Source organism: Streptomyces kronopolitis (assembly GCF_014646275.1).
In the GTDB taxonomy this organism is placed as follows: domain Bacteria; phylum Actinomycetota; class Actinomycetes; order Streptomycetales; family Streptomycetaceae; genus Streptomyces; species Streptomyces kronopolitis.
The window spans coordinates 350,640-364,907 of sequence record NZ_BMND01000004.1 but is presented as its reverse complement, the minus strand read 5'-3'; the positions used below and the strand labels follow the sequence as shown (position 1 = coordinate 364,907).

Here is a 14,268-nt window from a genome sequence, read left to right as displayed (position 1 = left end):
CGCTTGGGTCGTGCAGTCCCCGCCGCTTGGGAGTGCGTAGCGGCCGTCGGCGTGTGAGACGCCGCTGCCCGCCGGAGGGTTCCGGTGCGGCCGCAACTGGCCCCGCACCTTTCCGATTACGTACCCGCCACTGTGGTGATGACGCGCTGCTGATCGCCGTCAGTCGACCTCAAATTGACGCTCAGGGGGCTTTTTTCAGGCCAAAGTACAGACCTCGCTGACACCACAAACCCCATGGGGACAGTGCTGGACATCACATCGTTGATGCGTGTACATCTGGAGTCATTAATAGCGGAGCAGCATGACATGGGGGTTTGCGATGCTATTGAGGAAATTGAGCGGCCCACTGCACCGCACAACATCACTCAACAAAATGCCGCACTCCCTGGCAAAAAGCGGCCTGACCTGGGGTCAAACCCGGCCCGACGAGAGCCGTCGGTCATGAGCGCCCCGCACGTACCGAAAGTGGCTGGAATCGAACCAGCTCTTCCCGCCCCCGCGCACACTGTCGCGCCGCATGCCGCGAACGCTCCCGCGGACGCCGGCTCCGGCGCCCCGTCCGAGGGCGCGCCGGGCGCCCCCCGGGACCCCGGTTCCGACACCCCGTCAGCCGGCGCCGGCGGCACGTCCTCCGGCGTGTCCGGCGACGGGCAACTCGCCGCCGTCCAGGACCGGCTGGCCGGCTGGATCTCCGACCTCAGCACCCTGCACGACCTGACCGAACGGCTCGCGCACACCCGCACGCTGGACGACGCCCTGCGGGAGCTGCTGCGGGCCGGCGCGGCGCTGGTCGGCGCCCGCCGCGGGCTGGTCGTCCTCGCCCCGGCCGACGGCCTCGGCCCGGAGACCACCGTCGGCCTGGGCCTCGGCCACGCCGAGATCGGCCACATCGAGACCGTCCCGCGCCGCGCCCTGTCGTACGCCCGGATACTGGACGGCCTTCCGGAGCCCGGCGCCTGCGGCGAGGACGAGCGGGCCGAGCCGCTCGACGCCCCGGCCCGCACCGCCGACCCGCGCGCGGGCGCCGTGGTCCGCACCGAGATCTCCGAACCCGACATCCCCGGGGAGAAGGACCTCGACCCCCGCCTGCGGGAGGTCGCCGCCCGTCTCGGGTACGCGGCCAGCTACGCGGTCCCGCTCACCGCCGACCCGATCGGCCGCACCGGCGCCGCGGTCTGGCTCTACGACGAACCGGCCGAGCCCACCGAACGGCAGCGCCATCTCGTCGGCCTCTACCGGGCGCACGCCGCCGAGCACCTCGCCCGCCTCCTGGAGCTGCACCGCAGCCGGCAGGCCACCGAGACCCTCCGCGAGGAGCTGCTGCCGCACCGGCTGCCGCGGATCCCCGGCGTCCGCCTGGCGGTGCGGCACAGCACCGGGCCACGCGGCGGCGGCGACTGGTACGACGCGCTGCCGCTGCCCGACGGCGCGCTGGGCCTGGCGGTCGGCTCGGTGACCGGCTCCGGGCCGAGCGCGGTGGCCGCCATGGGGCGGCTGCGGGCCTCGCTGCGCGCCTACGCCGTCATGGAGGGCGAGGATCCGGTCGCCGTCCTGTCCGACCTCGAACTGCTGCTGCGGCTGACCGAGCCGGCCCGCAGCGCCACCGCGCTGTTCGCCTACAGCGAGCCGCCGCCCGGCACACCGGGCGGACCGGCCCTCGCCCCCGGGCCGGACGGCCTCGACGGCGCTCCCCCCTGCCCGGACGGCGGGTCGGCGGACCCCCGGGGCGGCTGGGGGAGCGCACCGGCGCGCACGCTGGTGCTGGCCGGGGCCGGCCACTGCCCGCCGCTCGTCCTGGGCGGGACGCGGACCGAGTTCGTGGAGACCTCGCTGTCGGCGCCGCTGGGCATGCTGGCCTGCTGGGAGGCGCCCAGCGTGGAGATCGAGGCGGCCGGCGGCGAGACCGTGCTGCTCTACAGCGACGGTCTGCTGCAGCGCACGGGCGAGTCCATGGACCGCGCCTTCAGCCTGCTGCACGCGGCCGCCGCGGGCGTCCCCCGGGCGATCCGGCACGATCCCGAGGCGGTCGTGGACCACATCGTGCGCACGATGCTGCCGCAGGGCCTGGACGATCCGTCGTCGGAGGAGGACGTGGTGCTGCTCGCGGCGTACTTCGAGGAGTGAGCCGGCCGCACGGAGCCGCCCGGTCCGCGGCGCGGCGACGCACCGCGGACCGGAATGCCGGAGAGGTCACACCTTTCCGCCCCTGGACCGCTTTCGATCCGCACATACGATGGAAGGCGGTTCAGTCTTTAGAGGAGGCACCGTGACCGACGAGCTCACGCCGGAGACCCCGGACGAGCACGAGCAGCCGATCAAGCAGCGGAAGAACGGCCTCTACCCGGCCGTCTCCGATGAGCTCGCGGACAACATGAAGAGCGGCTGGGCGGACACCGAGCTGCGCGACCTGCGGCCGATCGAGCAGGCCCCGAACGCCGCCCGGCGGCGGGCCGCGCTGTCCGCGCGCTTCCCCGGCGAGCGTCTGGTGATCCCGGCGGGCAATCTCAAGACCCGCTCCAACGACACCGAGTACGACTTCCGCGCCTCGACGGAGTATGTCTACCTCACCGGCGACCAGACCGACGACAGCGTCCTGGTCCTGGAGCCCCGGGGGGACACCCACGAGGCGACGATCTACCGGCTGCCCCGCTCCGACCGGGACAACGGCGAGTTCTGGCTGAACGGCATGGGCGAGCTGTGGGTCGGCCGGCGGCACAGCCTGACCGAGGCCGAGGCGCTGCTCGGCGTCCCCTGCCAGGACGTGCGCGAGCTGGCCGAGGCGCTCAAGGAGGCCGCCGGCCCGGTCCGCGTGGTGCGCGGCCACGACGCCGGCATCGAGGCCGCGCTGACCGACAAGGTCACCGCCGAGCGCGACGAGGAGCTGCGAGTCCACCTCTCCGAAGCGCGCGTGGTCAAGGACGAGTTCGAGATCGGCGAGCTGCAGAAGGCCGTCGACTCCACGGTGCGCGGCTTCGAGGACGTCGTGAAGGTCCTCGACAAGGCCGAGGCGACCAGCGAGCGCTACATCGAGGGCACGTTCTTCCTGCGCGCCCGCGTCGAGGGCAACGACGTCGGCTACGGCTCGATCTGCGCCGCCGGCCCGCACGCCACCACGCTGCACTGGGTCCGCAACAACGGCCCGGTCCGCTCCGGCGATCTGCTCCTGCTGGACGCCGGCGTGGAGACCACCTCCCTCTACACCGCCGACGTCACCCGCACCCTGCCGATCAACGGCCGCTACACCGACCTCCAGCGCACCATTTACGACGCGGTGTACGAGGCCCAGGAGGCGGGCATCGCCGCGGTCAAGCCGGGCGCGGCCTTCCGCGACTTCCACGACGCGGCGCAGCGGGTCCTCGCCGAGAAGCTGGTCGAGTGGGGCCTGCTGGAGGGCCCGGTCGAGCGGGTGCTGGAGCTGGGCCTGCAGCGCCGCTGGACCCTGCACGGCACCGGCCACATGCTCGGTCTGGACGTCCACGACTGCGCCGCGGCCCGCACCGAGTCCTACGTCAACGGCACGCTGGCGCCGGGCGTGGTGCTGACCGTCGAGCCCGGTCTGTACTTCCAGGCCGACGATCTGACGGTCCCCGAGGAGTACCGCGGCATCGGCGTCCGGATCGAGGACGACATCCTCGTGACGGAGGACGGCAACCGCAATCTGTCGGCCGGGCTGCCGCGGCGCTCGGACGAGGTCGAGGCCTGGATGGCCGGCCTGCTCGGCAAGTAGCCCGCGCGGCAACGCCGCACCCGTCCCCCGGTGGCCTCAGCCGCCGGGGGACGGGCCGTCGGCCTTCCGCGTGTACGCGCCGGCGTGGGCGGCCGCCAGGACGGCGGTCGCGGCGGAGTCGGCGAGGTCCCGGTCGACGGGGCGGCGGGTGATCAGGATCCGGTAGTAGAAGGGCGCGCCGAGCGCCGACAGCACCTGCACCGGGTCGGTGTCCGGCGGCAGTTCGCCGCGGCCGACGGCGCGTTGCACCATCCGGCCGGCCAGCGCCAGCCGCTCGTCGAAGAAGCTCCGCAGCTCCGCGGCGACCTGCGGGTCGCGTCCCGCGGCGGAGACCACCGCCTCGATCAGGCTGCGCACCCGCGCCTCCCCGTAGAAGGCGGCGATCGCGCGGGCCAGCGCCCGCAGGTCCCCGGCCAGGCTCCCGGAGTCCGGCAGCGGCACATCGGCACTCAGCTCGGTCAGCAGCTCGCAGATCAGGCCCTCGACACAGCGCCAGCGGCGGTAGACCGTGGCCAGATGGATTCCCGCGCGCTGCGCGACCTTCTCCATGGTCAGCCCGCCGAACCCGCTCTCGCCCAACTCCTCCAGGACGGCGGCCACTACGGCTTCGCGGGTGCGGGCAGTGCGCCCGCCGGGGCGGGCCTCGCCCGGGGCATGGTGCGCTGTCGTCACGACGGCTCCGTATTGCAGTGCGGGATCACGCCAAGTATTGTCCGGGAAAGGTTAATGCGAGCAACTTCGTATTAATCAGGTGTGCGCTGGTCTCGCCGGGACAGGGGACGCCGCGGGGGAGGTCCTCCCACCGCGAGACCGCGCTAACCACCTTACGCAAGGGCGATTTTCAGCCAGAAATCCGACTGCGCACGTTCGCCCCGTTTGACACCTTGCCGCCGGCACGTCCGCATGCTGCCCTGGCCCTCGCGCGCCCCGCGGCTCCCCCCTGACAGCGCCCGCGCCCCTTCGCGCCCTCGCTCCCGGATGTGGTCCGGGCCGCGCCGGTGGACTCTGGAAGGGACCGCACCGCGGCGCCCCGTGCGAGCGCGCGGGGCCGGACGGGAGGTGGGCCGCATGGACGGACGCTGGACGGCGCGCCTGGCGCTGACCGCGGCAGCGGCGGCGGTGCTGGTGCTGCTGGGCTTCGCCGGGCTGCGGAGCATCGCCCTGGTGGGCCTGGGAGCGGCCGGACTGGCCGTGGCGGCGGTCGGCCTGTGGTGGATGCTCTCCCGCAAGGGGGCCGTGCGGGTGCTGGGCCTCGTGCTCGCGCTGGCCGCCCCGCTCGCCGTCCTCGTGCTCTATGTGATCGCCGGGCTGCTCTGGGTGGTGCTCGTCTCGGTCGTGCTGTGGGCGCTGGCCGTCACCACGGGCCGGGCCGCGCTGGCGGCGCGGAGCGGCCCGGCGAGCCGGCCGGAGCCCGCGGCCGCGCCTCCCGCGCACCCCTTCCTGATCATGAACCCGCGGTCGGGCGGCGGGAAGGTCGGGGAATTCGGGCTGGTGGACAAGGCCGAGGCGCTCGGCGCCGAGGTGTGCCTACTGGATCCCGCGCACCCCCAGGACGTGACGGAACTGGCCCGGCGGGCCGTCGACGAGGGCGCGGATCTGCTCGGCGTCGCGGGCGGCGACGGCACCCAGGCCCTGGTCGCGGCCGTGGCGGCGGAGCGCGATGTGCCGTTCGTGGTGATCTCCGCCGGGACCCGCAACCACTTCGCCATGGACCTCGGCCTGGACCGCGAGGACCCCTCGACGTGCCTGGAGGCGCTGACCGACGGCGTCGAGCGGCGCGTCGATCTGGGCTTCGCCGGCGACCGCGTCTTCGTCAACAACGCCTCGTTCGGCGCCTATGCGGCGGTCGTGCAGAGCCCCGCGTACCGCGCGGACAAGGCCCGCACGACCCTGGAGATGCTGCCGGACCTGCTGACCCACCACGGCGGTCCGCACCTGGCCGTGCGCGCGGGCGGCACCGCCGTCGACGGGCCGCAGGCCGTCCTGGTGAGCAACAACCCCTACCGCATGGACGATCCGGCGGGCCTGGGGCTGCGGGAGCGGCTGGACTCCGGCGTGCTGGGGATGCTGGGCGTCAAGGTCGACAACGCGGCCCAGGCGGCCTGGATGCTGCGCGGCCGCAACGGCCCCGGGCTGACCTCGCTGAGCGCCCGGGACGTCGTCGTCGACGCGGACTCCCCCACCGTCCGGGCCGGCGTCGACGGCGAGGCCCTCACCCTGCCCACCCCCGTCCGCTGCCGGATCGCGCCCGGGGCGCTGCGCGTGCGGCTGCCCCGGCACCGCCCCGGGGTGCCGCGCGGTCTGCCGCCGATGGACTGGCACCGGGTACGGCGCCTGGCGCTGCGCACGGGACGGGATGCGACGGGGCCGAACTCAGCGGCGGGGCACCGCACTTCGCGCGGGTGACTGAGGGGCGCGGAAGGGGCGCGCCTCACGACGCCAGCGGAAGCGCCGCCCCCTCGCGCCACTTGAGGATCGAATGGCGGGAGGTGGGGGCTGACCTGCGACGTTGCCGCAAAAGTCCTGCGGACCAGGGAAAACTACGCTTGGTAGTTCTCACTGGTCCGCAGGGTTTTTCGGTGCGTTGTGCCCTGGGTGTGCCCGCTGAGGGCACAGCACATGGCCGATGGCACCTCCACCGCACTGCATACGCTGCCGGCAGGTACTTGGCACCGGAGTACGGCGAATGAGGGCGCAGGTGGGACCCAGCCCATCGCCTACGCCTTGCGAGGGAAGATGGAGCCGGGTACCACCCGGTAGGCCGTCGGGGGGTGGTACCCGGTGGCTGACTCTGGCGCGTTCGCTGAAGTCCTCGGGCTTGCGCTCGTAGCGTCGTGCAGTCGGCGGCAGGCGGAGAACCAGGACATGATGCGCTCGACGACCCAGCGGTGTCCGCCAGGTGCTGCAGGTGATTCAGTCAGCGATGGCCGCAGAGTCGAACGCACCGAGCACTCCTGCACCGCACCTCCAGAGCCTTCATCCCGCTGCCTACCAGCCCATTGAAGCGACGTCCCACCGGTCACGGAGAAGCGCACGGCGCGTACGTCGGCCCCCGACGGGCAACTGGCATCATGAGGGGAGCAGCAGTCCCACGTCACGCTAGGGGCATGGCATACATGAAACTCGTCAAAGGTCGGCCTGAAGATCAAGGGACGCGCGACCAGGCATCGGTGGATAATGCTCGAAGGGTTTTCACCGGAATACTATTTTTCGGGGCCTTCAGCGTGTGCGGCTATGCATTGCGACGCTTAACGTCGGGAGGCTTCGCGCATCTTTCGCCAATTGTATTGATTTACGCATGCGCCGGATTCGCCACGTGCGGCATAATTGCATGGATCACCTTGCGAAAGCTCTGGACGTTCATCAAGGATGAATGGCTTTACCTGAGAGAACAGAAATCGCGTAGGGGAAAGTACACCCCACCTCACCCTTAACGCTTCATCGCCTGTCTAGCACATCGGAGCGAGTTGCCCGTCCCGGCGAAAGCGAAAGCGGAAGTTCCGCATCAAGGCCATTAGTTTTTCAACTATCGAGTACTAGTTCGAGATGACTAGCCGGCGTAGCCCTTTTTTGACTGGTGCCCCACACTTAACATCACTCATCATTAATCACATGAACAAGAAGATGCGCACGGGTATCGCCGTAAGTGCGGCGGGGGCAATCGCGTTATCCTTAGGGGTAGCAGGCGATTCATCCGCCGTCAGCATGAGTTCAAAATCGTCACCTCTCAGTGCGACGCGGTGCGAGGAAGACACTTGCATCAGCGTTACGGGCTCGGGAACCTACGTGAGCGCTATAGCTATCGGCAACAACAGCGGCAGCGGCGGCAAGGCGTACATATTCGTAAATGGTTACCCTCGCTGGACGCTCGGCTACCTCAAGGGGCATTGGCGAATCCGTAAGGAAATCCACCAGCACCTCAAAGACGGGGATAGGGTCTGCGGCAGCATTGACAGCGCCGCTAAGGGACACCCCTGTGTAGACATCATCGCCTAGTCCCATTCGCCCCACAGGCCCTCAGCGGCCCGGCAGGTCCATACTGCCGGGCCGCTGTCTTGCCCCGTCAGAGTGTTTTGATGTGCAAGGTCTGGGTGAGGGCAGCTACCGCCAGCACTTCGTCGAGTACGCCGCCTGCCTGGGCATCGATAGTGAAGCAGACCTACGAATGGCTGAGGTTTCGCCGCCTCCTCCTCAGCCGTGATCCACCTCTGCCATGACTGACCTCATGCCCCGCCGCGTCACCGGAAGAGACACCGTCTCCTTGCGCAATCCGAGACCGCATGATCAAACGCAATCCACCGGGGGCGTAACAACGGGAGAAAACGACCTCTTAGAGGCCGTCGTATTCCCAGGCCCGGCCGGTCTGTCGATACTCCTCCACCGGAATCGGATCGACTCCTGGGCGCATGCGGGCGGTGTAGAGCAGCCCGTCGAGGTGATCGATCTCGTGGTGGATCAGGCGGGCGAGTCCACGTTCGTACACGGTGGACACGGTCTCGCCGGTCAGGGTCGTCGTCTCCACCGTGATCTTCAGGGGACGGGGAACGAGGCCGCGCACGTCGAAGAAGCTCAGGCACCCCTCGTACTGCTCGTCCGTCTCTCCGGAGCTGGTCGTGATCCGCGGGTTGAGGAGGACGATGGCGGGAGTCTCCCCTGGCGGCTGGACGACAGCGGCGGATCGTGCGAGACCGATCTGCGGGGCGGCGATGCCCATGCCCTTCGCGAAAGGGTGGACCTGTCCGATCCGCTCCATAGCGGCGAACAACTCGTCTACGGTGTGCTCGGCTCTGTCGCGCTCGGTAGGCAGGTCGAAAAGGCGGGCTGGTTCGGCGAGGATGCCGGCGCCGTGCTGGACGACACCGAGATCTCGCATGCGCTGGCTGGGCCGCACATCAATCACCTGAGTCCCCTTTGATCCGTGTCGCGTGGTGGCCGTGCCCGGAACCGCCACTCCAGACGGTACCGAGCGTGCAGAGCAGGTGTGGTCGTGATCCATGTGAATTGCCGTAGCTCACTCTCGTCGCTGCGTACGGGAGGGGTTCGCAAGGGGGTCGCCTCGGCGGTCATCGACGTCTCTGTGCCCCACACGGCGGGATCGAGAGCAGCAGGGAAGACGAGTTGGACTTCCAGTCGTTCGGTGGGCAGGCGGACCGCCCGCTGGAACCAGTTGCCCCACTTGTCGTCGCCGACTGTGTAGGCGTACTCGATCCATACTGATTCCCCCGGGTAGAGCGGAAAGCGGCCCTGTTCGTTGTCGAACAGCAGCCAGACTTCCTTGAAGGCGTCGCGGTCGTGCTTGGCCTCCCACCGCATCGTCTCCCCCCGGCAGGTGGCTGTCAGGTCGAGTTCGTCCCATGTCAACGGGTGGGCTCGGTAGTGCGCGTTGGACCGCTCGGGGTCGCCGGGGTGGCGGTCCACGGAGATGCGGATCAGGTAGCGGGTCACCGGTTCGCCGCCGGTGTTGCGCAGCCGCCGACGCATGGTCAGCCGGTACTTGCTGCCGTCGTACTGGAGCCGGGCCGCGTCGTGTTCCACCACGAGGGCCGATCCGGTCGCATATGGCTGCTCCGGCCTGCGCTGGGTGGGCGGCGTCGCCGGCCGCTGGGTACGAGCCTTCGCCTGCTCGTAGTCGCACCAACGTCGCCAGATCGCCTTCCCGGCGTTCAGAGCCTCGTCGGCGAGGCGCGAGAATTCCTCGCTGGGCTTGTGACGGCCCGACTCCACGTGGCTGACGTAGGACGGGTCAAAGCCCATGGCCAGAGCCAGCGCCCGCTTGGACATGCCGCGTACTTCCCGCCAGCGAGCCACCTCGGCCGCGTAGTCCTCGGCCGCCTGCTCGACCGGGATCTCCTCGCCTTGCGCCTCCATCGAAGCCCCGCCCCGCGTCATCGTTGGTGAGCATGAATGAACCGTGAGTGATCCCAGTTCACCATCCCGTCACGGCCCGCGTCGCCGTTTTCCTTCCCTCACCGGCCCGGATCGACGCTCCGGGCAGACGAGGGAGGCGAAGCATCATGCGTGTGCTGTACCTGCTCAACATCTCCAACCCTGACCGACTGTCCGCGGATTCTGGCTGGATCTTCGCGGATCTGCTTGCGCCGGCATTGGCGGATGCCGGCGCGGAGGTCACCGTCGCGGCTCCGGCTGCGGCCGGGGATGCCCGCTGCGGCTTCCGCCAGACGAAGGTGCCGGGGACGAAGTACCGGGCCCGGTTCTCCACGGATATCGACGAGCTGGTGGCGTTGATCCGGGCAGAGAAGCCCGACGCCGTCGTGGCCAACCAGATCGAGGAGGCCCCGGCCGTCCGAACCGCCCTGCTGGAGGCCGGATCGGACGCGCTTCTGGCCGGGTACTGCCACTACCTGCCGTTCTCCTTCACCGGCGGCGGTCAGCTCCTGCTCGACCCTTCGCTGAACGACGCCGGGCTGGGCCGGCCGGTGCTGTTGGCGTTCGCCGCCGGGCTGGCCGCCTGCGACAGGGTGATGGTCCACTCCGCCACCGCCGCCTCCTGGGTGTCGGCCGCAGCAGCCCGCATGACCGTCGACCTCGGCGACCTGCTGCAGGTGGTGCCCGCCCCACGGGACGAGCGTCTGGTCTGTGATCCCTCAACAGCTCACCGGGGGCAGGACGCTGGGACGATCGGCGTCTACAACCACCGTCTGTACGCGCACTACGGGACCGAGCAGTTCGTGCATCTGGCCCGCGAACTCAGCGCATCCGGCACGGTCCGGTTGCAGGTCATGGACCTGTTCGGCCAGCGCCGGGCCGTCCGTACGGGCCTGGATGACAGCCCCGAGCGGATGCGCGACCAGCTCGCAGCTCTGCCGAACATCCAGATCGTCTCCGACCGGGGCGACCGCGTCCGCTACAGGAACCTGCTGGCCGGCGCCCGCTTCGGTATCGCTCCGTTCCGCCCCGGCTGCCCCTGGTCGATGAGCGTGATCGACTGCCAGGGCATGGGGCTGCCGGTCATCTCCCCGCGACTGGGCTGGCTCGCCGAGCACATCGACCCCGAGCTGTGCTTCACCACCCCGGCTGAGGCCGTCGCCCTGGCCGAGCGCCTCGCCACGGACGACGAATTCCATGCCCTGCACGCCAAACGGGCTCATGCCTCCACCACCGACTTCACGCCCGCCCGGGTCGCCGCCCGCTACCTGGAGGCCCTCTCGTGACCGACTTCGACGCGGTCTTCCTCTCTTACGACGAGCCGATGGCCAACTCCCTCCACGCGCGCTTCCAGCGGACGCTCGGCGGCACCGCCAAGCGCGTGCACGGCGTGCACGGGATGCGCCGGGCCTACCGACTGTGCGCCGAGGTCGTCGACCGCGAGCAGTTCTTCCTCGCCGACGGCGACTTCGCCATCGACTCCGGCTTCGACGCAGCCGCCGTCGAGCCGCTGGACGAAGGCGTGTCCATGCGGGTGTGGCGGGCGGTCAATCCGGTCAACGGTCTGACGTACGGCTACGGCGGGCTGAAACTGATCCGCCGCAGCGCCCTGCGCGAGATGGGCGAGGCCGTGGACGTCCTCGCCGCGCTGCCCGGTCGCATCGAATTCGCCCAGGAGACCGCTGGGATCACTCGGTTCAACCAGAGCCCCTTCCACGCCTGGAAGGCAGGTTTCCGCGAGTGCGCGATGCTCGCCCGCGGCAGCGAGTACGGAATGGCAACCGAAGACGCCCGCCAACGGGTGGAGGCGTGGACGGATAGCAGGTGCGGGGAGTTCGCCTCCCACGCTGCCGCCGGGGCCCGTGAGGGCGTCACCTTCGCCCGCGAGGCCGCATGCGACCCGAAGCTGTTCGACCACCTCAATGATCCCTCCTGGCTGCGGGCCCAGTTCACTGCCGCTCACGGGGAGCGGGCGGTTTCCGGATGACCCACGGCCTCGTGCTCATCGAGCCGTACGCCGACCGCTTGGGCGGGCACCACCAGCGCACGCTGGTCGCGCTCGCCCAGGCCCGGCCCGGCACCCTGGTCATCGCCCCGAACGGGATCGCTCGCAACGCGGTGGGAGCCCTGCGCGAGGCGGGGGCCCGGCTGGTGACCGCGCCGGTAGGGCGTCCGGCGGCCGGGCTGCTGGGCGCCGCCCGACTCGCCGCCGGCCTCTCCTCGGCCGGGCAGTGGATCTTCCGTTCGCGCCGCTGGCCCCGTGCCTTGCGGCGAATGCCTCACCAGATCACCCTCATCGTCCGCTGTCTTACGGAGGCGTCCACGCTGCGGACCACGCTGCGCCTGGAGTCGGACGCCGAGGCGGTGGTGATCCTGACCGCGAGCGAGGCCCTGCACGGGGCCGCTGCCGTCCTCGGCGGCCTGCCGCACCTGCGGTTCGTCCACGAAGCGGTCACCACGGAGGACGCCGTGGTGCGGCTCATCGGCCGGCTCGCCCGCCGGGGGGAGAAGAAGGTGCTTGCGGTGTACCCGACGCAGACTGTGGGCGATCAGTTCGCCGCGGTCTTCCCGGATCTGCCTGCGGTGGTGCAGGCCTTCGCGGTCGACGACGGTCACCGCCTGAGCGACGCCGAACGCGACGGCGGTCGCACCGCATTCGGCATCCCCGGCGCCGAAGCCGTGGTGTGCCTGGTGGGCGGCTGGTGGCCGTACAAGGACATCGCTGTCATCGACGCCGCCTTGGACCGCCTGAAGGAACCACTGCACCTCCTCGTTGCGGGCAGCCCCCTCGATGAGGCTGTGCTGGAGCGGTGGCGGGCCTTGCCCAACCTGCGTCTGCACACGGTGCCCGGCCCGGTGGCGGAGCCGGTGCTGCGGCTGGTGTACGCCGCCGCCGACGCCGCTCTGGTCGCCCGGCATCCCGGCGTCGGCAAGGAATCCGGGCTCGTGATGGACGCCGTCCGTCTCGGCGTCCCCCTGGTCGTCTCCGACCACGACCCCTCCCTCACCGCCCGCCTTCACGGCCAGTACTGGGCACTGACCTTCCCCGTCGGCGACCCCGACGGACTCGCCGACGCCCTGCACGCCGTGGTTCGCCAGCCGCCCGAGCGGCCCGGCGCCGAGGCACCCCGGCGGCTGGGGATGTGGACCGCCGCCGAGCAAGCCGACTTCCTCGCCCGAAGCTTCGCCTCACTGCGTACGAAGGAGCCCCGATGCTGACCACACCCACCTTGATCGCTGTCATCGGCCCCGTCGAGGTGCCGCTGCTGGCCGCCTGGGTCCGCCACTACCGGTGGCTGGGCGTCGAGCGGTTCCTGATCGCCTTCCACTTCCCCGAGCACGTGCCCGACAGACAACGGCACGCACTCCAGGCCGCATGCCGCGAGCTGGGCATCATCCCGACCGGGACCAGCACCGGACCGTGGCACGAGCACACCAACTCCCAGCTCCGCGACTCCCTCCGCCACACGGCCGGCCCAGGCTGGCACCTGCTGGCCGACGCCGACGAGTTCCAGCAATACCCCGCCCCACTCACGGAGATGATCGCCCAGGCCGAGAAGTCCGGGCACCGCGTGATCGGCGGGCTGATGCTCGACCGGGTCGCCGCGAGCGGACGCCTGACCGGCTGGAGGCCCGAAGGCGGACTGGACCTCGCCTATCCCTTCGGCGGCCACCTCACCCACCGGCTTCTGCATGGCGACCCCAGAAAGATCGTCCTCGCCCGCCAGGACGTCAGCGTCGCCTCCGGCAATCACCGGGCCCATGGCCATCGGCCGGATGCGGACCGCATCTGCGCGGTGCACCATTTCAAGTGGCGCTCGGGCGTCCTCGACGACCTCCGCCGCCGAGTGCGCCACTTCTCATCCGGCACCTGGCAGGAACAGACCCCCGCCGTGCGCGACGAGGCCACCCGCCTGCTGGACCACGTCGGCCGGCACGGCGGTGTGATCAACATCAGCGATCCGCGATTCGCCTTCCGCAGGGTGAGCCTGGACCGGATGCCCTTCAGCTGGCCCGCCGAGGCCCGGAGCATCTTCACCACCTGGCGGCCGTACGCACACACCGGCCAGGATTAGAGACAATGCCCGCGTTCGCGCACGCTCGCGGAAGGGATGACCGACCCTTGCCTCTCGCCGTTCTCCTGGCCGGCCTGACCGGCTCCGGGAAGACCACTGTCGCCCAGGCTCTGGCCGACCACGGCTACATCCGGTTGTCCGTGGACGAGGAGGTGCACCGCCTCCACGGCCGCTACGGCGTGGACTACCCCGAGCACACCTACTTCGAGCGCGAACGCCCCGTCGTCGAGGCAACCCGGGAACGCTTCATCAAGGAGATCGAAGCAGGGCACGATGTCGTCCTCGACCACGGCCTGTGGCGCCGTAGCGAGCGTGACGCCTGGAGGCAGGCCGCCCGGGAGGCGGGCGGCCACCCCCTCATCGTCTACCTCCCCGCCGACCGGGAGGAACTGCTCCGGCGCCTCGCCGAGCGCAACCACCGTGAGGACGCCAATGCCCTCACCGTGACCCCCGAAGCCCTCGACGACTTCTTCGACCGCTTCGACCCACCGGCCGAAGACGAAGAGGTCATCGTCTACACCGGAGATCTGGAGGAACTCGCGGCCACGCTGTCCTCGGCGAGGTCGAGCTGAAAAAGCC

12 protein-coding genes are annotated in these 14,268 nt (G+C 70.3%); 9 read left to right on the top strand and 3 right to left on the bottom strand.

Annotated elements, in window-relative coordinates; translation table 11 throughout:
* Nucleotides 1-465: 465 nt before the first annotated feature.
* Both IEY78_RS07765 and IEY78_RS07760 read left to right on the top strand, forming a co-directional pair.
* A complete protein-coding gene (locus IEY78_RS07765) occupies nucleotides 466-2,124 on the top strand; it encodes a PP2C family protein-serine/threonine phosphatase (protein WP_189096826.1) in 1,659 nt (552 codons plus the stop codon).
* Nucleotides 2,125-2,266: 142 nt separating this feature from the next.
* Complete coding sequence (locus tag IEY78_RS07760; RefSeq protein WP_189096825.1) at nucleotides 2,267-3,727, top strand: aminopeptidase P family protein; 1,461 nt, start codon at nucleotides 2,267-2,269, stop codon at nucleotides 3,725-3,727.
* Nucleotides 3,728-3,763: 36 nt separating this feature from the next.
* Here the strand turns inward: IEY78_RS07760 and IEY78_RS07755 are convergent, their stop codons facing one another.
* Entirely contained in the window at nucleotides 3,764-4,399 is a 636-nt protein-coding gene (locus tag IEY78_RS07755) for a TetR/AcrR family transcriptional regulator (protein WP_189096824.1), read from the bottom strand.
* A gap of 396 nt (nucleotides 4,400-4,795) precedes the next feature.
* On the opposite strand from IEY78_RS07755, the gene IEY78_RS07750 reads away from it, so the two are divergent.
* Both IEY78_RS07750 and IEY78_RS07740 read left to right on the top strand, forming a co-directional pair.
* Nucleotides 4,796-6,133 carry a diacylglycerol/lipid kinase family protein gene (locus IEY78_RS07750; protein ID WP_189096823.1) on the top strand — a complete coding sequence of 446 codons (1,338 nt, stop codon included), beginning with the start codon at nucleotides 4,796-4,798 and terminating at the stop codon, nucleotides 6,131-6,133.
* A 1,206-nt stretch (nucleotides 6,134-7,339) separates the two neighbouring features.
* A complete protein-coding gene (locus IEY78_RS07740) occupies nucleotides 7,340-7,723 on the top strand; it encodes a hypothetical protein (protein WP_189096822.1) in 384 nt (127 codons plus the stop codon).
* A 334-nt stretch (nucleotides 7,724-8,057) separates the two neighbouring features.
* Here IEY78_RS07740 and IEY78_RS34230 read toward each other — a convergent pair whose 3' ends face one another.
* Complete coding sequence (locus tag IEY78_RS34230) at nucleotides 8,058-8,627, bottom strand: peptide deformylase (RefSeq protein WP_229699767.1); 570 nt, start codon at nucleotides 8,625-8,627, stop codon at nucleotides 8,058-8,060.
* A complete protein-coding gene (locus IEY78_RS34225) occupies nucleotides 8,624-9,595 on the bottom strand; it encodes a helix-turn-helix domain-containing protein (protein ID WP_229699766.1) in 972 nt (323 codons plus the stop codon). Before IEY78_RS34225 ends, IEY78_RS34230 begins: the two co-directional genes overlap by 4 nt.
* Before the next feature lie 146 nt (nucleotides 9,596-9,741).
* On the opposite strand from IEY78_RS34225, the gene IEY78_RS07730 reads away from it, so the two are divergent.
* From IEY78_RS07730 to IEY78_RS07710, 5 genes are read left to right on the top strand one after another with little or no spacing between them, the layout of a single operon-like run.
* Nucleotides 9,742-10,899, top strand: coding sequence for a glycosyltransferase (locus IEY78_RS07730; RefSeq protein WP_189096821.1), 1,158 nt, complete (start codon nucleotides 9,742-9,744; stop codon nucleotides 10,897-10,899).
* On the top strand, nucleotides 10,896-11,600 hold the full coding sequence (locus tag IEY78_RS07725; protein WP_189096820.1) for a hypothetical protein: 705 nt from the start codon (nucleotides 10,896-10,898) through the stop codon (nucleotides 11,598-11,600). Before IEY78_RS07730 ends, IEY78_RS07725 begins: the two co-directional genes overlap by 4 nt.
* Complete coding sequence (locus IEY78_RS07720) at nucleotides 11,597-12,832, top strand: glycosyltransferase family protein (protein ID WP_189096819.1); 1,236 nt, start codon at nucleotides 11,597-11,599, stop codon at nucleotides 12,830-12,832. Before IEY78_RS07725 ends, IEY78_RS07720 begins: the two co-directional genes overlap by 4 nt.
* Nucleotides 12,826-13,689, top strand: a complete 864-nt coding sequence (locus IEY78_RS07715; protein WP_189096818.1) for a glycosyltransferase family protein — start codon at nucleotides 12,826-12,828, stop codon at nucleotides 13,687-13,689. Before IEY78_RS07720 ends, IEY78_RS07715 begins: the two co-directional genes overlap by 7 nt.
* A 47-nt stretch (nucleotides 13,690-13,736) precedes the next feature.
* Nucleotides 13,737-14,261 carry a P-loop nucleotide/nucleoside kinase family protein gene (locus tag IEY78_RS07710; RefSeq protein ID WP_189096817.1) on the top strand — a complete coding sequence of 175 codons (525 nt, stop codon included), beginning with the start codon at nucleotides 13,737-13,739 and terminating at the stop codon, nucleotides 14,259-14,261.
* Nucleotides 14,262-14,268 lie beyond the last annotated feature (7 nt).

Bases quoted from the DNA above. Each gene is read 5' to 3' on its own strand.
- IEY78_RS07715 (WP_189096818.1), top strand. From the start codon at position 12,826: ATGCTGACCACACCCACCTTGATCGCTGTCATCGGCCCCGTCGAGGTG.
- IEY78_RS07740 (WP_189096822.1), top strand. From the start codon at position 7,340: ATGAACAAGAAGATGCGCACGGGTATCGCCGTAAGTGCGGCGGGGGCA.
- IEY78_RS07730 (WP_189096821.1), top strand. From the start codon at position 9,742: ATGCGTGTGCTGTACCTGCTCAACATCTCCAACCCTGACCGACTGTCC.
- IEY78_RS34225 (WP_229699766.1), bottom strand. From the start codon at position 9,595: ATGGAGGCGCAAGGCGAGGAGATCCCGGTCGAGCAGGCGGCCGAGGAC.
- IEY78_RS07720 (WP_189096819.1), top strand. From the start codon at position 11,597: ATGACCCACGGCCTCGTGCTCATCGAGCCGTACGCCGACCGCTTGGGC.
- IEY78_RS07750 (WP_189096823.1), top strand. From the start codon at position 4,796: ATGGACGGACGCTGGACGGCGCGCCTGGCGCTGACCGCGGCAGCGGCG.